This is a genomic window from Serratia proteamaculans (assembly GCF_004684015.1).
GTDB classification, from domain to species: Bacteria; Pseudomonadota; Gammaproteobacteria; order Enterobacterales; family Enterobacteriaceae; genus Serratia; species Serratia proteamaculans_F.
In genome coordinates this window covers 32,123-54,383 of sequence record NZ_SRIA01000004.1, presented here as the reverse complement: position 1 = coordinate 54,383, position 22,261 = coordinate 32,123, and the positions used below count along the sequence as shown (strand labels likewise).

The 22,261-nt window shown below is 51.3% G+C and carries 20 protein-coding genes and 1 tRNA gene; 10 read left to right on the top strand and 11 right to left on the bottom strand.

Going from position 1 to position 22,261, the window contains the following annotated elements; translation table 11 throughout:
• Nucleotides 1–111 precede the first annotated feature (111 nt).
• The gene (locus E5C26_RS01760) at nt 112–1,551 is read left to right on the top strand and encodes a DUF1996 domain-containing protein (RefSeq protein ID WP_240775891.1); all 1,440 of its coding nucleotides are present in this window, start codon (nt 112–114) and stop codon (nt 1,549–1,551) included.
• Between the two features lie 69 nt (nt 1,552–1,620).
• On the opposite strand, the gene groL is transcribed toward E5C26_RS01760, so the two are convergent.
• The 3 genes from groL to E5C26_RS01745 all read right to left on the bottom strand — a co-directional run bounded on the left by groL (nt 1,621) and on the right by E5C26_RS01745 (nt 4,282).
• On the bottom strand, nt 1,621–3,267 hold the full coding sequence (gene groL / locus E5C26_RS01755; RefSeq protein ID WP_135314812.1) for a chaperonin GroEL: 1,647 nt from the start codon (nt 3,265–3,267) through the stop codon (nt 1,621–1,623).
• Between the two features lie 44 nt (nt 3,268–3,311).
• On the bottom strand, nt 3,312–3,605 hold the full coding sequence (locus E5C26_RS01750; protein ID WP_135314811.1) for a co-chaperone GroES: 294 nt from the start codon (nt 3,603–3,605) through the stop codon (nt 3,312–3,314).
• Between the two features lie 185 nt (nt 3,606–3,790).
• On the bottom strand, nt 3,791–4,282 hold the full coding sequence (locus E5C26_RS01745; RefSeq protein ID WP_135314810.1) for an FxsA family protein: 492 nt from the start codon (nt 4,280–4,282) through the stop codon (nt 3,791–3,793).
• Nucleotides 4,283–4,627: 345 nt separating this feature from the next.
• Between E5C26_RS01745 and aspA the strand changes: the two genes are divergently transcribed.
• The 6 genes from aspA to E5C26_RS01715 all read left to right on the top strand — a co-directional run bounded on the left by aspA (nt 4,628) and on the right by E5C26_RS01715 (nt 10,467).
• Nucleotides 4,628–6,064, top strand: a complete 1,437-nt coding sequence (aspA, locus tag E5C26_RS01740; RefSeq protein ID WP_017891347.1) for an aspartate ammonia-lyase — start codon at nt 4,628–4,630, stop codon at nt 6,062–6,064.
• Between the two features lie 125 nt (nt 6,065–6,189).
• The gene (locus E5C26_RS01735; protein WP_135314809.1) at nt 6,190–7,491 is read left to right on the top strand and encodes an anaerobic C4-dicarboxylate transporter; all 1,302 of its coding nucleotides are present in this window, start codon (nt 6,190–6,192) and stop codon (nt 7,489–7,491) included.
• A gap of 119 nt (nt 7,492–7,610) precedes the next feature.
• A complete protein-coding gene (gene cutA / locus E5C26_RS01730; protein ID WP_135314808.1) occupies nt 7,611–7,934 on the top strand; it encodes a divalent cation tolerance protein CutA in 324 nt (107 codons plus the stop codon).
• Entirely contained in the window at nt 7,910–9,616 is a 1,707-nt protein-coding gene (locus E5C26_RS01725) for a protein-disulfide reductase DsbD (protein WP_135314807.1), read from the top strand. The genes cutA and E5C26_RS01725 overlap by 25 nt, the downstream gene beginning before the upstream one ends.
• Before the next feature lie 40 nt (nt 9,617–9,656).
• Entirely contained in the window at nt 9,657–10,232 is a 576-nt protein-coding gene (gene dicD / locus E5C26_RS01720) for a division control transcriptional repressor DicD (protein WP_135314806.1), read from the top strand.
• Between the two features lie 159 nt (nt 10,233–10,391).
• A tRNA-Phe gene (locus E5C26_RS01715) sits at nt 10,392–10,467 on the top strand.
• Nucleotides 10,468–12,776: 2,309 nt separating this feature from the next.
• Here E5C26_RS01715 and E5C26_RS01710 read toward each other — a convergent pair.
• From E5C26_RS01710 to E5C26_RS01675, 8 genes are all read right to left on the bottom strand, one after another.
• Nucleotides 12,777–13,223, bottom strand: coding sequence for a fimbrial protein (locus E5C26_RS01710; protein WP_240775894.1), 447 nt, complete (start codon nt 13,221–13,223; stop codon nt 12,777–12,779).
• Nucleotides 13,224–13,362: 139 nt separating this feature from the next.
• Nucleotides 13,363–13,863 carry a fimbrial protein gene (locus tag E5C26_RS01705; protein ID WP_135314804.1) on the bottom strand — a complete coding sequence of 167 codons (501 nt, stop codon included), beginning with the start codon at nt 13,861–13,863 and terminating at the stop codon, nt 13,363–13,365.
• Nucleotides 13,860–14,360, bottom strand: coding sequence for a fimbrial protein (locus E5C26_RS01700; RefSeq protein WP_167796594.1), 501 nt, complete (start codon nt 14,358–14,360; stop codon nt 13,860–13,862). The genes E5C26_RS01705 and E5C26_RS01700 overlap by 4 nt, the downstream gene beginning before the upstream one ends.
• A 10-nt stretch (nt 14,361–14,370) precedes the next feature.
• The gene (locus tag E5C26_RS01695; RefSeq protein WP_167796593.1) at nt 14,371–15,021 is read right to left on the bottom strand and encodes a fimbrial protein; all 651 of its coding nucleotides are present in this window, start codon (nt 15,019–15,021) and stop codon (nt 14,371–14,373) included.
• A gap of 25 nt (nt 15,022–15,046) precedes the next feature.
• Nucleotides 15,047–15,793 (bottom strand): fimbria/pilus periplasmic chaperone, encoded by a 747-nt coding sequence (locus E5C26_RS01690; RefSeq protein ID WP_312847923.1) that lies wholly within the window; start codon nt 15,791–15,793, stop codon nt 15,047–15,049.
• A 110-nt stretch (nt 15,794–15,903) separates the two neighbouring features.
• Entirely contained in the window at nt 15,904–18,432 is a 2,529-nt protein-coding gene (locus E5C26_RS01685; protein ID WP_135314802.1) for an outer membrane usher protein, read from the bottom strand.
• Between the two features lie 124 nt (nt 18,433–18,556).
• Nucleotides 18,557–19,096, bottom strand: coding sequence for a fimbrial protein (locus tag E5C26_RS01680; protein WP_240775890.1), 540 nt, complete (start codon nt 19,094–19,096; stop codon nt 18,557–18,559).
• A 69-nt stretch (nt 19,097–19,165) separates the two neighbouring features.
• A complete protein-coding gene (locus tag E5C26_RS01675) occupies nt 19,166–19,690 on the bottom strand; it encodes a fimbrial protein (RefSeq protein WP_135314801.1) in 525 nt (174 codons plus the stop codon).
• A gap of 166 nt (nt 19,691–19,856) precedes the next feature.
• On the opposite strand from E5C26_RS01675, the gene E5C26_RS01670 reads away from it, so the two are divergent.
• From E5C26_RS01670 to E5C26_RS01660, 3 genes are read left to right on the top strand one after another with little or no spacing between them, the layout of a single operon-like run.
• Entirely contained in the window at nt 19,857–20,171 is a 315-nt protein-coding gene (locus E5C26_RS01670) for a hypothetical protein (RefSeq protein WP_135314800.1), read from the top strand.
• Between the two features lie 57 nt (nt 20,172–20,228).
• Entirely contained in the window at nt 20,229–20,618 is a 390-nt protein-coding gene (locus E5C26_RS01665) for a hypothetical protein (RefSeq protein ID WP_135314799.1), read from the top strand.
• Nucleotides 20,615–21,997 (top strand): FKBP-type peptidyl-prolyl cis-trans isomerase N-terminal domain-containing protein, encoded by a 1,383-nt coding sequence (locus E5C26_RS01660; RefSeq protein ID WP_135314798.1) that lies wholly within the window; start codon nt 20,615–20,617, stop codon nt 21,995–21,997. The genes E5C26_RS01665 and E5C26_RS01660 overlap by 4 nt, the downstream gene beginning before the upstream one ends.
• The last annotated feature ends 264 nt before the right edge of the window (nt 21,998–22,261 follow it).

Here is a 22,261-nt window from a genome sequence, read left to right as displayed (position 1 = left end):
ATTCATCGAATTTGAGGCTACCCGACCTCAATTTTGTGCCACCTTGACGCCGAGGATCCATCCACTTTTTCATTCTGTTTTATGGACACGTCATCGAGGGATATTCTTAATATGAACAGACAAAAAAACAAAGGAATGCTTCTGCTTTCCAGTTGCGTGCTGCTGGCACTCAGCGGAACTGCTTATGCCGAAGGCGGTACCGCAGAAAAGGGCATGGGGCAATTCAATGTTGAATGCCTATTGTCCCATACCTTGCCGGATGACCCGATGATGGCATTTGGTCGCCCAGGGGAATCCATGGTGCACGATTTCTTTGGTAACAAAGAGGCGAATGCCTATAGCACGGTCGATTCACTGATGGCCACACCGGATAACACCTGCACGTCGATGGCGGATGGCTCCGCCTACTGGGCCCCACAGCTGTTGAATACCACCACCGGTGAAATCATTAAACCTGATCATATGAAAACCTACTACCGTAATGCTGATACCCGCTACCCGGTGGTCGCTTTCCCCAAAGGCTTGCAGTTAATGGTGGGGGAACACGAAAGCAGCAGTGCCAAACAAGGCGTCCTCTACTTTTGTAAAACCGATGAGGGTGGCCATTACACCCGTGATCCGCTGGAAACCTGCCCAACCTATGGTGATGGCCGTACGCAATTTAATTTGGCGTTTTCCTTCCCTAACTGCTGGGACGGTAAACATCTGGCGCCCCCACACCATGGGCCACGTAATGCGGTCTATGATGTCGACGGTGTTTGTCCAGCTGACTACCCGGTCAAAATTCCGCTGCTGCAGATGAATATTGCCTATGTGCTTCCTAACTGGACAAAATTATCCACCCTGCGATTGTCGATGAACCCCACCATCACCGGGGGACGGGTCGAACCCAAATGGGGTAGCCTGTATACGGCGCACGCTGATTTCTTTAATGGTTGGCGGGAAGAAACACTCAAATATGTCACCGGTCACTGTCTGAATAGCGCTGTTCTATGCAATAAGAATCTGCCCAGTGCTTATGAACCGGCGATCGCCGACAGCTATACGCTCGGCGGTGAGTTTGCCAATACCAACTACGGCAGCGAACCCAACATGTTGACCCAGTATGGCACCAACGACTCACCAGAAATACGCAAAACGGCCTATTTCAAATTCAAATTGCCCGACGAAAAAGAGCTGGATGGGGATCCTTACCAGAGCATCGTCCTGCGTTTCTTCAGCAGTAACCCCACCAGTAACTCAAGCCACATGATCCGCTTCTATGAAACCAGCACTGGCTGGGATGAGGAGACCTTGACCCAGCGTAATGCTCCCTTCTGCGGTGGAAAACAGGTTTCGCGCTCTTGGGTGGACGCGTATAGAGGCTATCGCAACTCGGAAGATATTACCAACGTAGTCAAGGCTGCATGGGCCAGAGGTGCCAATGAGATATCTTTCTGTGCCACCACCAATTACGGCATAGAGGCGGCCCTGGGCACCCACGAAAGTGAGCATCCGGCATTCCTGTTCTTCAATAGCCAGCAAAAAGCCACTGCACCTGCGGAGGACTGATCCCACAGAGCATAAAAAAACCCCGGCCAATTGACCGGGGTTCTTAGCACACAAACGTGTGGGGGATGATTACATCATGCCGCCCATGCCGCCCATGCCACCCATACCGCCAGCGCCACCTAAATCAGGTGCGTCGCCTTTTGGCAGGTCGGTTACCATGCACTCGGTGGTGATCATCAGGCCAGCCACAGAAGCCGCGTACTGCAGAGCAGAACGGGTTACTTTGGTTGGATCCAGGATACCCATCGCGATCATGTCGCCGTATTCTTCAGTTGCTGCGTTGTAACCGTAGTTACCTTCGCCCGCTTTCACGGTGTTGGCAACAACAGATGGCTCTTCGCCGCAGTTCAGAACGATCTGACGCAGTGGTGATTCCATTGCGCGCAGCGCAACTTTGATACCCACGTTCTGATCTTCGTTCACGCCACGCAGTTCGCTCAGTTTGGACGCTGCACGGATCAGTGCAACACCACCACCAGCCACTACACCTTCTTCTACTGCAGCACGGGTTGCGTGCAGAGCATCTTCAACGCGAGCTTTCTTCTCTTTCATTTCAACTTCGGTAGCTGCACCGACTTTGATTACCGCAACGCCGCCAGCCAGTTTAGCTACGCGCTCTTGCAGTTTTTCACGGTCGTAATCAGAAGTTGCTTCTTCGATCTGCTGACGAATTTGGGACACTCGGCCCTGAATCGCAGGTTCGTCACCATTGCCATCGATGATGATAGTGGTGTCTTTGTTGATCACGATACGTTTAGCCGTACCCAGATCTTCCAGGGTAGTTTTTTCCAGCTCCAGGCCGATCTCTTCAGAGATAACGGTACCGCCAGTCAGGGTAGCGATGTCCTGCAGCATGGCTTTACGACGGTCGCCGAAACCAGGTGCTTTAACCGCAGCCACTTTCACGATGCCGCGCATGGTGTTAACCACCAGGGTAGCCAGCGCTTCGCCTTCAACATCTTCAGCAATGATCAGCAGTGGTTTGCCGGCTTTCGCCACGGCTTCCAGTACTGGCAGCATTTCACGGATGTTGGAGATTTTTTTGTCAGCCAGCAGGATGAACGGGCTTTCCAGCTCGATAGAACCGGTTTCTGGTTTGTTGATGAAGTACGGAGACAGGTAACCGCGGTCGAACTGCATCCCTTCAACAACGTCCAGCTCGTCTTGCAGGCCAGTGCCTTCTTCAACGGTGATAACGCCTTCTTTGCCCACTTTCTCCATTGCTTCTGCAATCAGTTTACCCACGGTTTCGTCGGAGTTTGCAGAGATGGTACCAACCTGAGCGATGGCTTTGGAGTCAGAGCAAGGTACGGACAGTTTTTTCAGTTCTTCAACAGCGGCGATAACCGCTTTGTCGATACCGCGCTTCAGATCCATCGGGTTCATGCCGGCGGCTACTGCTTTCAGGCCTTCGGTGATGATGGATTGAGCCAGTACGGTTGCAGTGGTGGTACCGTCGCCCGCAGCGTCGTTCGCTTTAGAGGCAACTTCTTTCACCATTTGCGCACCCATGTTTTCGAACTTGTCTTCCAGTTCGATCTCACGAGCAACAGATACGCCATCTTTAGTGATGGTAGGAGCGCCGAAGGATTTATCCAGCACTACGTTACGGCCTTTCGGGCCCAGAGTCACTTTTACTGCATCAGCGAGAACATTCACACCGCGGAGCATTTTCACGCGAGCGTCATTGCCGAATTTTACGTCTTTAGCTGCCATTGGTATTTCCCTTCAACTCGTTCAGTTCAGAAGATAAAGCGTTATTACGCTTCAACAATTGCCAGAATGTCGCTTTCGGACATGATCAACACTTCTTCATTGTCGATCTTCTCTGCTTTCACGCCGTAACCGTCGTTGAAAATAACGATATCGCCAATTTTCACATCCAGTGGTTGGACGTTACCGTTTTCCAGCACACGGCCTTTACCCACTGCCACTACTTCACCACGAGTAGATTTACCCGCTGCAGAGCCAGTCAGAACGATGCCGCCAGCAGATTTTGATTCAACTTCTTTGCGCTTGACGATAACGCGGTCATGCAATGGACGAATACTCATTGAACGCTCTCCTGTAAGAAGGTCTCTATCAGATTTAGGGTTGTCACCGGATTGTGATTACCGGCCTCGTGGAATTTGAAATGGGGGCATTCCATCCCCCTTCAAGGGGCCAGCCAAAAAAATTTTCGCTTTTGGTGGCGATATTGGGCTACGGATACAAAAAACGCGGCCTGAGCCGCGTTTTTTTATCTATCGTTAGGTTTGTCGTGGTCATCAGGCTGGTGATCCAGGGTGTAACGATCGTCGTTCTTACGTTGAAACTCGCCGTCAAAGGTATTGCCGTTGGCGGCATCGCCACCCGGCCCCCAACCGCCAGGACGGTAGACGGAAAGATGTGGCATCAACTTTAGCGTCAGTGATTTCTGTATCGGCGGCAGTAATAACAACAAGCCGAGGAAATCGGTAAAGAAGCCCGGCACCAGCAGCAGGAAGCCCGCCAACACCAATGAAACACTCTTCACCATTTCCGCCGCCGGGCTTTCACCCGCAGCCAGCTTCTGCTGCATCTGCATGAAAGTTTTCATGCCCTGATTACGCACCAGCGAAATACCGACGCAGGAGGTAAACACCACCAACAGCAGAGTGATCGCCACGCCCATGACGGCGGCGACTTTGATAAATAGCGATATCTCTATGTAAGCCAACAGAAATATCAGCAGTAACGGTAACCAGCGCACCTGGTTCTCCTCTGGCAGATCTACGCTGCCGCACGGGGGCGTCAACGCGAAAAAAAGGCCGGTAAACGGCCGACCTAAATACAATGGGGTCAACCCCGGCTCATTTCAACCAATGGCCCTTTTTTATTGCTAAAGTTAGTAAACGTGAATGAGATCACAGAACGGGAAACACGTGATTTTAGAAGGCTCAGAAGGTGATCTGGATTCAGTCATTTATTACTAACCAGCATATGATCTGGGCAGCAACGGGCACTGTGGTTAATCGTTTCACGCCTGAAGCCTTCGGCAACATAATTTGGTTACCTGACAATTAATTAATTCGGCAGCAATACAAAGAAGGTTCTCATGTCAAATAACATTCGTATCGAAGAAGACCTGTTAGGAACACGTGAAGTCCCCGCAGAAGCCTATTACGGTGTTCACACTCTGCGTGCGATTGAAAATTTTTATATCAGTAATAGCAAAATCAGTGACGTGCCCGAGTTTGTCCGTGGCATGGTGATGGTAAAAAAAGCCGCTGCGCTGGCGAACAAAGAACTAAAAACCATCCCACGCAAAATTGCCGATGTCATCATCCAGGCCTGTGATGAAGTGCTGGATAAAGGCAAATGTATGGATCAGTTCCCGGTGGACGTGTTCCAGGGCGGTGCAGGCACTTCGCTGAACATGAACACCAACGAAGTCCTGGCGAATATTGGTCTGGAGCTGATGGGTCATCAGAAAGGCGAATACCAATACCTGAACCCTAACGATCACCTCAATAAATGCCAGTCCACCAACGACGCCTACCCTACCGGCTTCCGTATTGCGGTTTACGCTTCCAACCAAAAACTGATCGACGCCATCAACCAACTGCGCGAAGGCTTTGACCACAAGGCCAAAGAGTTCGAAACCATCCTGAAAATGGGTCGTACCCAGTTACAGGATGCGGTGCCAATGACGCTGGGCCAGGAGTTCCATGCATTCAGCGTGTTGCTGAAAGAAGAAACCCGCAACCTGCATCGCACCGCCGAGCTGCTGCTGGAAGTGAACCTGGGCGCCACCGCTATCGGTACCGCGCTGAACACCCCTGAAGGCTACTCGCAGTTGGCGGTACAGAAACTGGCCGAAGTCAGCAACCTGCCGGTAGTGCCGGCCGAAGATTTGATCGAAGCCACCTCTGACTGCGGTGCCTACGTCATGGTACACAGCGCACTGAAACGTTTGGCGGTCAAACTGTCCAAAATCTGTAACGACCTGCGCCTGCTCTCTTCAGGCCCACGCGCCGGTCTGAACGAGATCAACCTGCCGGAACTGCAGGCGGGTTCTTCCATCATGCCAGCCAAGGTCAACCCGGTGATCCCGGAAGTGGTCAATCAGGTGTGTTTCAAGGTGATTGGCAACGATACTTGCGTTACCATGGCGGCCGAAGCAGGCCAACTGCAGTTGAACGTGATGGAGCCGGTGATTGGCCAGGCGATGTTTGAGTCAATTCACATTCTGACCAACGCCTGCTATAACCTGCTGGAAAAATGCATTAACGGCATCACTGCGAACAAAGAAGTGTGTGAGCACTACGTGTTCAACTCCATCGGTATCGTCACCTATCTGAACCCGTTCATTGGCCACCACAATGGCGACATCGTCGGGAAGATCTGTGCTGAAACCGGCAAGAGTGTACGCGAAGTGGTGCTGGAACGCGGTCTGCTGACCGAAGCCGAGCTCGATGACATCTTCTCCGTAGAGAACCTGATGCATCCTGCCTATAAAGCCAAACGCTATACGGATGAAAATGAACAATAACAGACACACCCGGTAGCCCAAAAAGGCACGCTAAGTCCCCTGGATAGCGTGCCTTTTTACTTTCCATCGCCCACAAAATTTTAACTTTTTATTTTCAAATAATCTTATTTTAAGGAGTAGACATTATGTTAGCCGTAGAATTGGTTATCGTTCTGCTGGCCATTTTTTTAGGGGCCAGATTGGGCGGTATCGGAATTGGATTTGCAGGAGGGCTGGGGGTGTTGGTCCTGGCGCTGATTGGCGTGAAGCCGGGCAGCATTCCGTTCGACGTGATCTCCATCATCATGGCGGTGATTGCCGCGATCTCAGCGATGCAGGTCGCTGGGGGCATGGACTATCTGGTCCAGCAAACGGAAAAACTGCTGCGCAAGAACCCTAAACACATCACCATTCTGGCACCGATCGTCACCTATTTTCTGACCATCTTCGCCGGCACCGGTAATATTTCGCTTTCCGCACTGCCGGTGATTGCAGAAGTGGCGAAAGAACAGGGCATCAAGCCTTGCCGCCCGCTGTCTACCGCTGTGGTATCCGCGCAGATTGCCATCACCGCCTCGCCGATTTCCGCTGCGGTAGTCTACATGTCCTCAGTGATGGAAGGTCACGGCGTCAGCTACCTGCACCTGCTGATGGTAGTCATGCCTTCTACCTTCTGCGCCGTGGTGCTGATGTCGCTGCTGGTAAGCTGGTTGTTCGACTCCAAACTGTCTGACGATCCGGTTTACCTCAAACGCCTTGAAGAAGGCCTGGTTACCCTGCGCGGCAACAAGCTCGTGGAAATCAAACCACGCGCCAAAGTCTCGGTGCTGCTGTTCCTGCTGGGTGTGCTGTGCGTGGTGGCCTACGCCATCATCAACAGCCCGGGTCTGGGCCTGGTGGCAAAACCGCTGATGAACACCACCAACGCGATTTTGATCATCATGCTGAGCGTCGCCACCCTGACCACCCTGCTATGCAAAGTCGATACCGATATGGTGCTCAACTCCAGCACCTTTAAAGCCGGTATGAGCGCCTGTATCTGTATTTTGGGCGTGGCCTGGTTGGGCGACACCTTTGTCCAGGCCAATATCGACTGGATCAAAGAGACTGCGGGTACCGTGATCCAGTCACACCCGTGGCTGCTGGCGGTGATCTTCTTCTTCTGCTCGGCACTGCTGTACTCCCAGGCCGCAACCGCCAAGGCGCTGATGCCAATGGCGCTGGCGCTGAACGTCTCGCCATTGACCGCCGTCGCGTCCTTTGCCGCCGTCTCCGGCCTGTTCATCCTGCCGACCTACCCTACGCTGGTCGCCGCGGTACAGATGGATGACACCGGCACCACACGTATCGGCCGTTTTGTGTTTAACCATCCGTTCTTTATTCCCGGCACCATCGGGGTGATATTGGCGGTGCTGTTCGGCTTCCTGCTGGGCAGCGTCATGCTCTAATGCCTTCACCGGGGCTGCGGCCCCGGTTTCCCCATCCCCCACTGGCGATAAACTCGCCTTCTAGCCGACCCTCCTTCAAGGTATAGTGCCCACTGATAATCTGGATGAGAGGGCTGAAGATGTCTGATTGCGAAGCTGTCGTCATACTCTGCACCGCACCCGATGAAGCCACGGCTCAAGACCTGGCTGCCCGGGTTTTAGGGGAAAAACTGGCGGCCTGCGTCACGCTGCTGCCCGGCGCATCATCGTTATACTACTGGGAAGGGAAACTGGAACAGGAGTACGAAGTGCAAATGCTGTTTAAAAGCGAACGCCGCTATCAAGATGCCCTGCTCAACTATCTGAAACAACATCACCCGTATCAAACGCCCGAGCTGCTGGTGCTGCCGGTGATGGCTGGAGATAAAGACTACCTGTTATGGATCAACGCCTCATTAAATTGATATTCCTGCTATGCAGCCTGTTTTTTTTGCCACAGGCGGCTCAGGCATCGCTGTTCGCCCCTAACGGCGGCAACTCATTCGTGCCGGTCGATCAGGCGTTTGCCTTCGATTTTAAGCAGCAAGACCACCAGCTGACGCTGAACTGGCAAATTCGCCCCGGTTATTACCTCTATCGCCAGCAAATCAAGCTGGTGCCGCAGCAGGCAACATTAGGCTCCTTTGAGCTGCCGGCCGGGCTGAGCCACAAGGATGAGTTCTTCGGCGAAGTCTCTATTTTCAAACAACAGCTTAATCTGCCGATCCCACTGCAGCAGGCCACCAGTGGCGCCAGCCTGAGCGTGACTTATCAGGGCTGCGCCGAAGCAGGATTCTGCTATCCGCCGGAAACGCGGGTGATCCCGCTGGATGCGGTGAGTGCCACAGCCGCACTGCCAGTCAGCACGCCAGAAGAACCGGTGCCGGCCAGCCTGCCATTCTCCCCGCTATGGGCACTGCTGATTGGCATTGGTATTGCTTTCACCCCCTGCGTATTGCCGATGTATCCGCTGATTTCCGGCATCATTCTTGGGCGTGAAAAGCCGCACAGCAGCGGCCGTATACTGGCACTGGCAGTGGTTTATGTGCAGGGCATGGCGCTGACCTACACCTTGCTGGGTTTGGTGGTTGCCGCCGCCGGCTTGCAATTTCAGGCAGCGCTGCAACATCCGTATGTGCTCATCGGCCTGTCGGTGCTGTTTATCGCCCTGGCACTGTCGATGTTCGGTCTGTATTCGCTGCAGTTACCTTCTTCGCTGCAAACCCGGCTGGCAGGCTGGAGCAACACTCAACAAGGCGGTTCGCTGCCTGGCGTGTTCCTGATGGGCGCTTTGGCCGGGCTTATTTGCTCCCCTTGTACCACCGCGCCGCTCAGCGCCATCCTGTTGTACATTGCCCAAAGCGGCAATATGTGGGCCGGCGGCGGCACCTTGTATCTGTATGCGCTGGGGATGGGCATCCCGCTGGTGCTGGTGACCCTGTTCGGTAACCGTCTGTTGCCACGCAGTGGCCCATGGATGCAGTATGTCAAAGAGGCTTTCGGCTTTGTGATCCTGGCGCTGCCGGTATTCTTGCTGGAACGAGTGATTGGTGATGTGTGGGGACTGCGGCTTTGGAGCCTGCTCGGCCTGGCGTTCTTCGGCTGGGCCTTCGCACTGAGCCTGAAGACTTCCCGCGGCTGGGTACGGGCATTGCAATTGCTGCTGCTGGCGGCTGCCGTCATTGTTGCGCGACCACTGCAAGACTGGGCCTTTGGCACCAATAGCGCACAGCAGGCAGCGGTACAACACCTGAACTTCACACGTGTCAGTAATGTCGATCAGCTCAATGCGGCGCTACAGCAGGCACAGGGGAAGCCGGTGATGCTGGATCTGTACGCCGACTGGTGCGTCGCCTGTAAGGAGTTCGAGAAGTATACCTTCAGCGATGCACGCGTTCAGGCAGCGCTTGCCAACACGGTGTTGCTGCAGGCGGATGTCACGGCTAACAATAGCGAGCAGGTCGAGCTCCTTAAGCACCTGAAAGTCCTGGGATTGCCAACCATTCTGTTCTTTAACGGCTCTGGGCAAGAGTTAACCAACCAACGGGTTACCGGATTTATGGATGCCACGGCGTTCAACGCACATTTGCAGAATACGGTGCAATAAATAACACTGAGGATCGGAACCGAATTTGGAGGAAGCACAAGTGCAACGTGAACACGTCCTTGATACGGCACTGGGGCTGTTGGAACAACAGGGCCTGGCGACCACCACATTGGAAATGCTGGCGGATAAGCTCGATGTACAACCGGGCGACCTGAAACGGTTCTGGCCGGATCGTGAAGCGCTGCTGTATGACTGCCTGCGCTATCATGGCCAGCAAATTGACACCTGGCGTCGCCAGTTACTGCTGGACGAAAACCTGAGCCCGCAACAAAAGCTGCTGGCACGTTATGACGTTTTGGAAGAATACGTCAAACACGATCGCTATCCCGGCTGCCTGTTTATCGCTGCCTGCAGCTTCTTTCCGGAAGTAGATCACCCGATCCACCAACTGGCGGAGCAACAAAAGCTGACGTCACTGGATCTGACGCGCGATTTACTGCGTGAAATGGATGCCGACGACGCCGATATGGTGGCACAACAGATGGAGCTGATTCAGGAAGGTTGCCTGAGTAAATTGCTGGTAAAACGCCAGCTACAGGACGTATCCGTGGCCAAGCGGCTGGCAGAAGACATCTTGCAGGTGGCTCAGTGCCGCAGAAACGGGGCGTTAAGCTAATTCAGTGTGCGGCGGTGTAGCGCCGCCGCAGAATGTTGGCCAATCCGGCGCAATTTTTGCGCCCTTTGACCGAAAAGCCAGCAACCAGACGCGTTTTACCTGATTTCATTCATAAAGCCGTTGACTGCCTTCGGCCAATACGGTTTAATGCTGCGCGTTGCCCGGATAGCTCAGTCGGTAGAGCAGGGGATTGAAAATCCCCGTGTCCTTGGTTCGATTCCGAGTCCGGGCACCATATTTAAAGAACCCAGCCTATGGCTGGGTTTTTGCATTTCAGGGATTAGGACTCTCCATCGAACAAGTTCGATTATTCGGCCAGAGGCCTCACCCTGCGGGCCAACGCTAAAGCGTTGTTCAACTCGGCGTAAACGCCGGTTGTCCGAGTCCGGCACCCTATTTAGAAGAACCCGCCTATGGCGGGTTTTTTGCATTTCAGGGATAGGACTCTCCATCGAACAAGTTCGATTATTCGGTCTCAGCGCGCACTCGTGCTGTATCCTTCTTATATTTGGCTGTACTCGGCGACAATTACGCAGCCCAGCGATTTGTTTGCCATACTGTTGTTAGCGACCCTCCGGCTATTAGGGACACCAATCGCGGGGTGACATGAGCCATGCGGCTGAAGGAGCCGATAACACTAATTAACAATACGAGCCCACAAACATAGGCCAATACAACATAAACAAGACCCCAAACAAACCCGCCGGTCTAAATGCAAGAAAGACAAGGATATATGACCTTCAGGTCTGTTATATGAACGGGTAATATGATGATGACAGCGATGATTTTCTTCCTTATGGCAGTTTTTTGGTGGTGTATGGAAGCCCCTATCACGTATCGCTGGCGTTTGGCTCACCCTGGTACGGTGGGCTGTATTATTAAGATTATTGAGGTAGTACTTTTAGCGTTAGTCGTTGCGGTTCTTACCAGACAAACCTGGGCATTGCTTAAGCCCTGACATCGATGTTCGTTCACATGCGATCAATATTACCCGCCAGCTAAACAGCATAAAAAAATACCGAATTTGCTTATCATAACCCCCCCGTAAACCCATGCACTTAAATATGTTTCATATCATACCAATAATAAATCCACTGAAGGAAAGCAGCAAGCCAGAATACACCTCCCTGTCAAAACCCTGTTCCATTCAGAAGCATGAGCAGCCCTGTGGTTAAATGCAGATAATTATAAATATTATTACCGGCATCCAGAATGGTGAACATTGTCGCTTATGTTAATTAAAGCAGCGGGGCATGAACACTACTAATAATAGGTAATCCAGAGAACACCGCTACTTAATTTATGCTTGCGCGTAGTAGTGCACTCTGGGATGCAGTATCATTTTTTCCTGGCTGCTTTGCTTATTGTATCGTTATTCTCAACGTACCGGATGCCTGGTGGACCCCATCAGATGTCACATTCGCTAATGTACTGGTGACTGCGAGACTTTGGCTTCCTGGCGTCAGTTTTAAAGGTGTCCCCAAGAGTTTGCCACCTACCGTTAACAAAGAAAATCCCCCTCCGCGAAACAATATACGTCCATCAATGCTGTTGATGAGATTGACTTTTACTGTGATTTCCGAACCGCAAGATACTATGAGATTGCTAACAGCAGTGTTTCCATGGGACGCCGAGCCGGACAGTGTTCCGTGGTCCAGGATCACGTCATTCAATAACTTACAGCCCGTAACAGATGGCGACGAATTGCCTATCATACACTTCCCAATAGCCCCCTTCCCATACTCATTATCTATATCCCCTACTGCATATTGGACGCAAAAAAAACCGAAAAAGTAAGGACGACTCGGTCCGCACTTTTTATAAGCCTCCATAAAGTAGTCACTACGGGTTCGGGAACTCTTCCCATCAGAAAATACAGCACAATCATAAAACACTGGCGGCACTGGTCGCCCAGATCTATTCGGCAAGACAGCAAGTGAAAACCGTACACCACTTGGCGGGATTTCAGAGTAAAATGGATCTGGTGAGTCAAATACTTCACTTGACACAATTACCACGGGGCCATTTTGATGGATACGAGAGACAATAGGCACAGGTGCCGATAATGCAGGAAACGACAAAATAAAAAGTAAAAAATATCGCATAGATAACCTCCAAGGAAAATAAACAGGTATATTCAAAAAATTTGGCACTGAGGTCATATAATGGTGTCATTCGATTTTTAATATTCCCTCTGCCATGTTATTCACCGTAACTTAATATTCACACCCGCGCTTGTACTTCAGTTCTGTCATAGACGTCCCAGGAAGGTTCGTAAACCGCATTCGTAGTGGCAGGTGGTTTTCTAATATCCGTGACGCCAGAGTGGCCCACGTGGAAAAAAACAACCGGTCAGTCAATCATTCCAACCTGCCAAGTTGGGTTTTACTCACTGGTGTTTAAAAAACACCCAAATTAAAAATACTCGTGTACTCGTGTAATTGCTTAACACTGCGCCGCAATTGCTTGCGGGAATGAATAGGGATCAAAATATCGTCCGTGTAGCACACATAAAAGATCCCTTACCGGGCGAATAACCCCGTCTTACTCATATTCCAGACTAAAGGTAGCCACCGCGTTAAACGGCCCACGCTGCACCAGCTTATTCGCCAGCGCCCAGCCTTCACCCTGCACATAGCCTTTAAACTCCAACTGGTTGCTGCCCGACCTTAAAGGCAACTTCGCCCCCGCCTTATTTAGCGGTAATGGCTTGCCGTTCACCGTTTCCATGCCGATGGCAATACCAAACGCGTGGCTGTCAGGGCTTATCGCCAGCAGCCCTGGCAAAGTCACCGACTCAGTGCCCTTAAAGGTAATACGCACCGCGCTACCCAGGCTCAAATCACATTCCGCCAGATGCAGCGCAAAACGCTGCCCATGAGTACGCTTATTGAGATACAGGTATTTGTCGATCACCGTGCCAAAATCCAGCGCCAGATTTTCTTCCCCTGGCGGGATCACGCAGGGCTCTGCCACCAACGCGCCGTGCATACGCAGGTTATCGGCAGCCTGTGCTCCAGGGGCAAGCCCCCACAGTATCGCGACCAATGCCAGCACCCTTACTCCGATGCCGGGCACGTTGCTGCCCACTGGGGAATTATTTCCCTTGTTTTGCATGCCATCCCTCCGCTCACTGATAGGCCGCCATAAGTGTTGCTGTCGCTTCAAACGCCCCCTCGCTCAACAGGGCCCCCGGCCGCTGAACTGGTACCGCCTCCAGCCTTGGCTGATCGTTCAGATTTATTTTTATTGGCTTGTTCAGTTCAAAAGGCTTGCCATTCTGGATGAGCTGGATACCTAGGTCCGCAATTTCCCGGGTCTGCACAGCCGATCCATTAAACGAGGTCGGCTCCCCCATCACGGTCAACGTCAGATCTAACTCATTCTGCTGCTCACTCGCCAGGGCGCAATCAAGAGTGTAAGGCACCGGCTGCAAGTAGTTCACCCCATTGACCCGTTTCACCCCCACCCGCTCACCAAAATTGATGTCAATGACTCCCCCACGGTTGATGTCACAAGGTATCGCCTCCTGCAACGTGCCACGAAACGCCAAATTCTCTGCCGCCCATCCCCGCCCGCAGAAGAACAGGCCGGCAAACAACAGCAGAGTCAGGTTGATGTTGCTGTTCATTGATAGTCCACCTTTAAGGTTGCCCCGGCAGAAAATACCCCACCAGAAATACGGGCACCACTGCGCTTCACCAGTACCGCTTCTAACCTGGGTTTATTGTCAGGATCGAAGTTGAACCAAGTATTCAAGAAGAGCGGCTCCCCATTACGGGACAGCGCCACCCCCAGATCGTTTTTGCTGGTTAACAAAGAATGGTCATCAACCCCGGAAAGGGTGCCCTCAATTTGCATCTTTAAGGCATTAGACGTTCTGTCAGTACAATCCAGCAAATACTCTATTGGCCGTTTTTTATAACGGCCGTCTATACGTGGGATCATAATGTCGTCGCCAAAATCTACCGTGATGGTGCGGTTATCATTAATCTTGCAGGGCGGTGGATGCAGAATAGTCACCTTGACCGTGATTGACGTCTGATTATCAGACGCAGCCTGCGCCATTGTACTGCTCATGAGCAGCACCCCCCCCAGGACAAACAAGCGCTGTAGCGAAATCGCCATACCGCCTCCCTTAGTCATAACTGAGTCTGAAGTCTATCCGGGCGTTATAGGCACCAACCTGCAGAGGGGCGCGAGTACGCTCTGCTGCCACACTGTAAATCACCGTGTTCTGTCCGGGGTTCAAAAACAGGGGAGCACCGCGGCTGCCCAAGCGAATACCCCGCCCTTGTGGATCACGCAGCCTTAACCCCACCCCCTGTGCACCTTGCACCTGCACCAATTCTGGCGTATTGATATCAGCGGGGGCCGCAAAGCTCACTGACACCGCCGGTTGTCCCGGGCTCCACAATACATTACCGTTACGTTCATCCTGCAGATTGGCAGGCTCCGGCAAACAATCCCGCAGTTGTAAACCCATCTTGACTGGTTTCCCCTGCGCGCCGGGTTGCTGAAGCTGGGCCGAACCAATACTGCCTAAATCAACCGTCTGCCAGGCAGAGATCATCTCCAGCCGACAGGCGCTTTCCAGTAACATCCCGTGCACTTGCAACACCCCATTGGCACCTTCAATCTCGCCAGCATCAACGGGGCGCAGGTTTGAAGCCTGACTCACAGGCACGATCACCAATAACCCCACAGCCACCACTAACCGCGCCATGCCATATTGCCGTTCGCGCCATGGCCAGCAACCTGCCCTACTTTCCTTGCTCTGTTGCTGCATGCTCCGCTCCTTCTTCCTTGTTGGTTTATCTGTGTGCTTTAACCGGTGTCGCCTTGCAGAGATTACCGCCACAGGTAAACTGCAGTTTTGGACGGCCGCCATAGTCATTGATGTAGGTTAGTACCGGATTATTGCCCAGGGCGGCCGCGTCAACGCTGATCGTACTGCTACCCTTGGGCGCCACCATCAGGGGTTCGAACCCTTTGGCCCCTTCACCTTTCACACTGCTGCTGCCATCAACAAGCGTCACATAATAAGCTGTGGGATTGTTGACCTGATATTTATTCCCCAGCCGGGTCAAAGTGATCTGTTCCTGCCACGGCGCCATATCGGTAGTAACGGCAATGGCTTTGGGCCGGTAGAACAGTTTGATGCGTGTCTGCAATGCCAATTGCAAAGTGTTCGGCTTGTCACTTTTAGGAGGGATCTCACGCAGGTTGAAATAGAACAACGTCTCGCGATCTTGCGCCAGTTGGCTCACCGCCGGTAGTCCCTGCACTTTTATCTGGCTCTTGGCCCCCGGCTCTAGCCGCTGTACCGGGGGCAACACAGTCAGTGGACTGTTGATCTTGGTGCCCTGCGCATCTTCTACCCAACCTTGTGCCAGGTAAGGCAACTGTTTGTTCTCATTGCTGATATTCAAACTGACGGACTTCTCAGTACCGTTAAACACTACCCGGGTACGATCCAGCGCGATGGCAGCCTGGGCCTGTTGTATACCCAGCACACTCAGCAGTACACCGCCGATCAGAGGAAAAGCTTTGTTGGTCATTACCATCATCGTGGCTCACTCATCGTTTCGTTATTCAATTCAGTAATTGCAGGGCAAACGCCCTGCAGGGTTGTGACGATGCCTGCTCTGGAGGCCGGGCCTCGTCTGCGTCATCCGTCATCCGTCATCAGCAAATGACAGGGCAGCAGCAAATCGTCGGTCCCCCCCTGAGGCAGCTGCGCAGGAAGACTTAGCGCACACTGCGCCTTGCCAGACCAATGCACCGTCATGGTTTCATTCGGGATCATGCCACTCAGGTAAACACTGCCTCCCTCGTTCACTATTCCCACTTCTTGTTTCCTGGCATTGAGTACCGTCGCCGCGAACGGCGGAGACGAACCATCTGCCAGCCGGATCACCGCCATACTTTTTTCTCCCGAGATAACGGCAAATTTGCGGTAACCAATGGCCCCTTCGGTCAGAGTAGCCTGCACGACCGAGCGGGTCGCTTCGGCATTCTCTGGCAAGGCATTCAGGTCCACACTCACCTGATTGCGGTAATAGCTGCTCACATCGGCCACCACCAGCTTGCCAAAAGCGTTAGAGCGGGAGCTTGTTCCGTACCCCTGTATCGGGATATCCGCTACCCCATCGGTATCGATCAGCAGACGTGTACCACCGCTCATGCCACCACGGTGCAATGCCGCCCCTTCCGCAGTGGCCGTCGCCCCACCTTGTAACGAAATCCCCAGCGAGGAATAACTTCCCGCCTGGTAACTGGCATTGGTGTTGATTTCCGCGATATCCCCTTGATGGGAGTAATACCCGCTCGCCGTGGCACCGTGCCGCGCCAGACCACTGGTTAAGCGGTAGTTATCACCGTTATCCAGCCGGTCGTAATACCCCACTTGGTGAGTGTTATCATTCCGGTTGAATGTGCCGTTGTAGCTCAGCGTTCCGCTATTGCCCCACGGCATTGACAGCGACAGGTACATGCCATCGTCATTCATCCCGTTATATTTATTGCGGTAGCCGGTCATCGACAGGTTCAGGTTGCGAAAACGCCCCAGATCGAAGTTACGTGACAACGTGAGGGTGTAGCGATCATTAGCTGGCCGATCCCAATAGGTCTGGTGGTTGTAATTGAGGTAGGCACTCATCCCCAGGTCACGCAGTTGCTGCATAAAGGAGATGGTGTACATCTCTTTACTGCCCCCCTGACGCCGGCCGTTGTCACGGGCTTCAAGAAATTCGCTCATAGTCATGTAATCCCGCTCCGAGAAGCGATAACCGGCAAAGGTCACCTGACTGTTCGTTTCATCAAAGCGTTTGGAATAGCTAAGGCGATACGACCCTCCGCTCAGGGCGCCCTCTTGTGGCAAGCGTGCCCGCGACTGGGTAACGTCAAATGACAGTGCACCGAACATCATCAGATCACGGCCAATACCTAACGCTAACGCGTTATAACCAGCACCGCCAACGCCACCGCCATACAATGACCAACCGTTGCTCACCCCCCAGGAGAGTTCACCGGTGGCAAACATCGGCCCATTCGCTTGATGTTGCCAGTTAACCGGTCTCCCTGTCGCCAGCTTGTAGCGCACCAGGCCCGGACGGGTCAGATAGGGAATGGATGCGGTATCCATGGTGAACTCCTGCACACTGCCATCCAATTCTTCCACCCGTATATTCAACTGCCCGGTAACCGCATCATTGATATCCTGAATGCGGAACGGCCCCGCAGCAACTTGGGTTTCATACAACACCCGTCCTTGCTGGCTGATCACCACTTTGGCGTTGGTTCGTGCCACACCGGTCACTTCCGGGGCATAACCGCGCAGGTTCGGTGGCAGCATATTGTCGTCACTGATCAGACTCGCTCCGGCAAAACGCACGCTGTCAAAAATATCGGAGTAAAGGTAGTTTTCCCCCACTGTCAGTTTGGCCCCCCACTGGCGGATCGCCCGGTAGGCGTAATAGCGACTCCAGTCCCAATTTTGCTGGGTGCCTTTACTGCTCCCGGTCTGATGATCGACGCTGGTTTGCCAGTCCGCCCTTAAACGCCATGCCCCCAAGTTGGCCCCCAGGGTGCCGTTACCACTGAGGTTATAACCGTGCGTTCCGCTCTTTTGCTGCCGTTGGGTCTGCGCATTAAGGTAATAGTCCAACAACAACCCAGGGATACCGTCATCCCAACGAGAAGGGGGATCCCAGTTGTCAGCGGTATATTCCAGGTAGGCTTGTGGCACACCTACCGACAATATGGCAGTACCCAGATCGCCTTCTGCCGTCATACCCGGAATGCTGGCAACAACCAGGCATTGACCGTCATGCCACCAGGCCAATTTAGCTTTGGCATCGGCTTTCAAGGCAAACTGTTCGACCAGTTTTTGGCTAAGGCAGGCAACACTGCCTTTGGGATCATTTTCCGGTGCATAATAAAAAATCGCTTGCTCCGGCAGTACTTGTGAATTCAGCTTTACTGCCATGCTGTATTCGCCCGGCATGATAAAACCACGGCGAGAGAACTGGTCGAGATCAAAATTAGCGCGATCTTTTATATCCAATACGTCAGTATTGAACTGCACTTCAGCCACTTGAGTTTGAGCGAAAACGACGGCGCTGCTAATCAGGTAAGCAACAATGACCGTGAGAATACGCAGACACGAAGGTGGTGCCCTCCGAGGATTAACTAGCATAATAGGCAGACCTTGTTATTTTATCATTCGACGTAACGGAGCTATGACAATAGAAGAAAGGAAAATCAGGCTGGTTATCAATGTTATTTATTACTCATCCAACCAAAGTCCGCTGCTTTTATTATCAGTAATAATTCATATTAAAACGCACCGTCGAATAATATTCCCCGGTCTGTAAATGCTGGCGGTTACTCACCACACGAAAATTATAATTCAACACCATATCGCCCTCTTTAATCTTCCCTGTTGAAAAAGGTACGCCCGGCAAGGCTATTTTACCGTCATCGTCACTAATTTCTAATGCAAGGCCTTTGGCTTGGCCGGTGATACCAAATAAGTCGGTATCTCGCTGCCCATCAAAAGTGATTTGGAAGTTTTGCCAGGTAGCCGGTATATCCCTCCCCTCAGCCAATGTGCAATGAATCAGTCGAACCTCAAAGGGCTTACGCTCACCTTTGCCTTCACGCATCAATTGACTGGCAGACATAGTTGCCATGTCTATGGTTTGATCGCTACTTTGTGTCGCAATGGCACACGCTGTGGCAAGGATAGCCCCTTGCATATTCACCCGTCCCCAACCTGCCGGACCGTCAGTTGCAGCATTCCCCATCAGCGGCATCAGCAACAGCCATGGCAACATGTTATGAGATGTCATCCGTAACATAGGCACATCATCCTGCAGGAATCACGGTGGAAAATGCATGCGGGAGTATCCCGCATGCATACACTGGACTTACTGGTAAGCCAGGGTGAAGTCAGCAACGGCTTTAAAGTCACCAGGGGTGATATCGGCTTTATCTTCACCTTGCAGATAGGCCGCAAAGGACAGGTTATTATTGCCATTTTGCAGTGCCTGACCTTTAGAGGCCGTACCCAACTTAATCAGGTTACCTCCTTGATCGGTAATGGCGATATTTGCCCCTTTAGCTGTACCGGTGAACGCTAACAGACCGTCCGCATTGGATGCGCCGGTGAAGGTAGTTTGTACGGTTTTAGCAGTGGCCTCACTGCAGCTTTCCAGGCGAATTTCGAAAGGCTTAACCTTAGATTTGCCACCGTCTTTCAACAACACATTGGATACCTGACCCAATTCAACGGTCTGGTCAATGCTGTCAGCGTCAATAGAACATGGGGCATCAATAATAGAACCTGTGAAAGTCACTTTACCGTGCCCGTTATCTACAGGAGTTGCTGCATTCGCTACCGCAGAAGCACCGAAAGCCAGAACCATTGCCAATACATATTTATTCAGTTTCATTATTCATCCTTAAAAATTAATTGTTTCTGACTGCCGCATTTATGGGTGCAAACACACAGAATACATTTTTGATAATTATTCGGGAAATACACAGGGTCTTTTTATACAATGGAAATTGTCCCAAAGGATTTAAGATATGCACTTCCTTACACATAAGTAAATCACGATGTCCCCAGCAGTACGGTTAAACTACATTAATAAAGCAAGGGGTAAGTCACCGACGAAGGAGATAATAGAAAAAAATTATAAAATAAAAAACCAAAAGATAAAAAAACAAAAAACGCGAGATAATACGCCAAGAAACCATGGTTTAATTTATAGTAATTACCATTCAAACCCAAAAAAACAATTTCAAACAAAATTAAATATCGCAATTAAACAAGAAACAAAAACAATAGGTCGCAAAACAGACCTTGTCGATACAATTGCGAAAAAAGTAATGCCCCATTATGGAAAAGCTCCACCTCTGCCACTTATTTGAAATTTTACTGTGGCTCTTACAAAACAAAATTCAATTCGTAATAAGGAATAATGCCCCATGTCGCCAACATCTCTACGAGTCGCATTCTTGTTGCTTCTCCTGCCACTGAGCGGCTGTCAGAGCACACAGCGTACTTCTGCGTTAACAAAAGCTACTGTCGTTGCAGCTCCAAGTGACGCGGAAATAAAGGCCGCCCGTTTACAGCAGTGTCATAAGAACCTGGAGGTATTGACCAAGCTTAATGACGTACAGCATGCCGCCATAAAACAAGAGTTTGATCGAGTGATGAAAGGCGCAGCACAATACTCAGGCTTACGTCCACAAGTAACCGATGATACACAAAATACTGTTGATGCCCTTTACCGCTACCGGGTCAATCTGCTGTGTTCCAAGATAAACCAGGATGTTCTCAACGCATTAGCTGAACGTGGAGAACCTAAAGAATGATCTCCACCTACCCTGGCAAAGTCATGGCTCTCAGCCTGCTTACGGGGATCACCTTCAATGCGCTAGCTCAGCAGGATAATATTCCTGCCGTATTGCAATTTGCCGAACAGTATCAAACCCTGCAGCCACAGGCCGCCCATGAACCAGAAACTACACCAGAAAAAAAGCTGCGGTCAAACGGACACAAAGCGCCCACAGCTCCACATTCGGCGTCAAATCTACGAGAAAAACCGCAGACTAATGAGAAGCAACGCTGGCTACTAAAAGATAGCCAAATCCGCCAACAGCAGCAGTATATCGCCCAACTTGAGCAACAGCTTACTGCAAGAACAAAAACTAAAGCAGCAACGCCGCCCCCTTCCCCAGCACCTGCAAAACCAGATTTCAACTTAAAAATGCTCGGTTCGCTGATACAAGGCCTAAAACAGGCCTGGGCCCCACAACCAGAACAGCAGAAACTGTTAAAAAATTTGCTGTTGGCACAGCAAGAAAGCGCAAAACAGCAAGGCATAACCAAAACGCTCACCACCAAGTTCAATAGCTCAGAAAAAGACAAGGAAAAACTGCGAAAGCAGCAGGCTGAATTAACTGCACAATACCAATTAGCCCAAACCAAGCAGCAAAGCCAAACCCATGAATTGAATAACCTACGCACCGAACTCGCCGCATTACGTGCGGCGATTCCTGATGAAACCACCGCCGAAAATTTGAAAGCCGCCCCAGCACAACAAGCCTATGCAGCCGGGATATCCTTAGGGGAAGAAATTCTGCTGATGCAGGAAGAACGACAAACCTGGGGAGTAAAGACGGACAAAAAACTGATTTTGGCTGGCCTTGTTGATGCTTTCACGGGACAACGCAAGCTATCGGATGAACAGCTAAATCAGGCGTTAACCCACTCAGAGAGCAACGTATTGGCCGCAAGAGACAAAGTAATGGAGCAGCAAAAGAAGCAAGGTGAAGGTTATCTGGCCGCCTTTAAAAAGGATAAGCATGTTCAGCAGGCCGACGAAGGTTTTTGGTACCGTCTGGATTATGCCGGAGATCAGCCTATAGCCAGCAACGCGATCGTGGATGTCGTTGTTAAAGAAACGTTAACAGATGGCACAATCATTCAGGATATGGAAGCCAATGGCGTTATGCTTTCGCAAAAAGTGGCAGACTTTCCGCCATTATTCCAGGCAGCCATAAAATTACTAAAAAACCATGGCTCAATGCAAATGGTGGTACCTTCAGAATTGGCCTACGCTGAGAAAGGTTATCCGCCGAAGATCCCCCCTAATGCGACGATGGTATATAGGCTACGTATTGCAGAAATGTATCCGGAAAATAAAAATAACAAGCTTACTGAAACAGAAAAAAAAGAAAACAAACCATAAAGTTAACCTTTCAATGATAGAAAAATCATCCTGTTCATTTTTCGCGCCCTCCTATTCCTGCTCAATGGCCGGAAACGGCAGCAGACTTCCCTGGCGGGGAATAACCATACCTATTACCCGACTAATTCGTGCATATCTAGTAATTTCACTAGCCAAGTGGAATATTGATACCGTTATTGATTATTTATGATGTGATGATTTATAAAGCACTTAAATGTCACAATTTCCTTTTAAAAAACAATATCGAAAACATAAAGATAATCG

What these genes read in the sequence shown, in the direction of transcription:
- E5C26_RS01700 (WP_167796594.1), bottom strand. Translation starts at nt 14,360, where the DNA reads ATGGCGATTTCGCTACAGCGCTTGTTTGTCCTGGGGGGGGTGCTGCTC.
- E5C26_RS01675 (WP_135314801.1), bottom strand. Translation starts at nt 19,690, where the DNA reads ATGAAACTGAATAAATATGTATTGGCAATGGTTCTGGCTTTCGGTGCT.
- E5C26_RS01670 (WP_135314800.1), top strand. Translation starts at nt 19,857, where the DNA reads ATGTCCCCAGCAGTACGGTTAAACTACATTAATAAAGCAAGGGGTAAG.
- E5C26_RS01680 (WP_240775890.1), bottom strand. Translation starts at nt 19,096, where the DNA reads ATGTTACGGATGACATCTCATAACATGTTGCCATGGCTGTTGCTGATG.
- E5C26_RS01665 (WP_135314799.1), top strand. Translation starts at nt 20,229, where the DNA reads ATGTCGCCAACATCTCTACGAGTCGCATTCTTGTTGCTTCTCCTGCCA.
- E5C26_RS01705 (WP_135314804.1), bottom strand. Translation starts at nt 13,863, where the DNA reads ATGAACAGCAACATCAACCTGACTCTGCTGTTGTTTGCCGGCCTGTTC.
- E5C26_RS01735 (WP_135314809.1), top strand. Translation starts at nt 6,190, where the DNA reads ATGTTAGCCGTAGAATTGGTTATCGTTCTGCTGGCCATTTTTTTAGGG.
- E5C26_RS01760 (WP_240775891.1), top strand. Translation starts at nt 112, where the DNA reads ATGAACAGACAAAAAAACAAAGGAATGCTTCTGCTTTCCAGTTGCGTG.
- E5C26_RS01695 (WP_167796593.1), bottom strand. Translation starts at nt 15,021, where the DNA reads ATGCAGCAACAGAGCAAGGAAAGTAGGGCAGGTTGCTGGCCATGGCGC.
- groL (WP_135314812.1), bottom strand. Translation starts at nt 3,267, where the DNA reads ATGGCAGCTAAAGACGTAAAATTCGGCAATGACGCTCGCGTGAAAATG.
- E5C26_RS01660 (WP_135314798.1), top strand. Translation starts at nt 20,615, where the DNA reads ATGATCTCCACCTACCCTGGCAAAGTCATGGCTCTCAGCCTGCTTACG.
- cutA (WP_135314808.1), top strand. Translation starts at nt 7,611, where the DNA reads ATGTCTGATTGCGAAGCTGTCGTCATACTCTGCACCGCACCCGATGAA.
- aspA (WP_017891347.1), top strand. Translation starts at nt 4,628, where the DNA reads ATGTCAAATAACATTCGTATCGAAGAAGACCTGTTAGGAACACGTGAA.
- E5C26_RS01690 (WP_312847923.1), bottom strand. Translation starts at nt 15,793, where the DNA reads ATGACCAACAAAGCTTTTCCTCTGATCGGCGGTGTACTGCTGAGTGTG.
- E5C26_RS01710 (WP_240775894.1), bottom strand. Translation starts at nt 13,223, where the DNA reads ATGCACGGCGCGTTGGTGGCAGAGCCCTGCGTGATCCCGCCAGGGGAA.
- E5C26_RS01685 (WP_135314802.1), bottom strand. Translation starts at nt 18,432, where the DNA reads ATGCTAGTTAATCCTCGGAGGGCACCACCTTCGTGTCTGCGTATTCTC.
- E5C26_RS01725 (WP_135314807.1), top strand. Translation starts at nt 7,910, where the DNA reads ATGGATCAACGCCTCATTAAATTGATATTCCTGCTATGCAGCCTGTTT.
- E5C26_RS01750 (WP_135314811.1), bottom strand. Translation starts at nt 3,605, where the DNA reads ATGAGTATTCGTCCATTGCATGACCGCGTTATCGTCAAGCGCAAAGAA.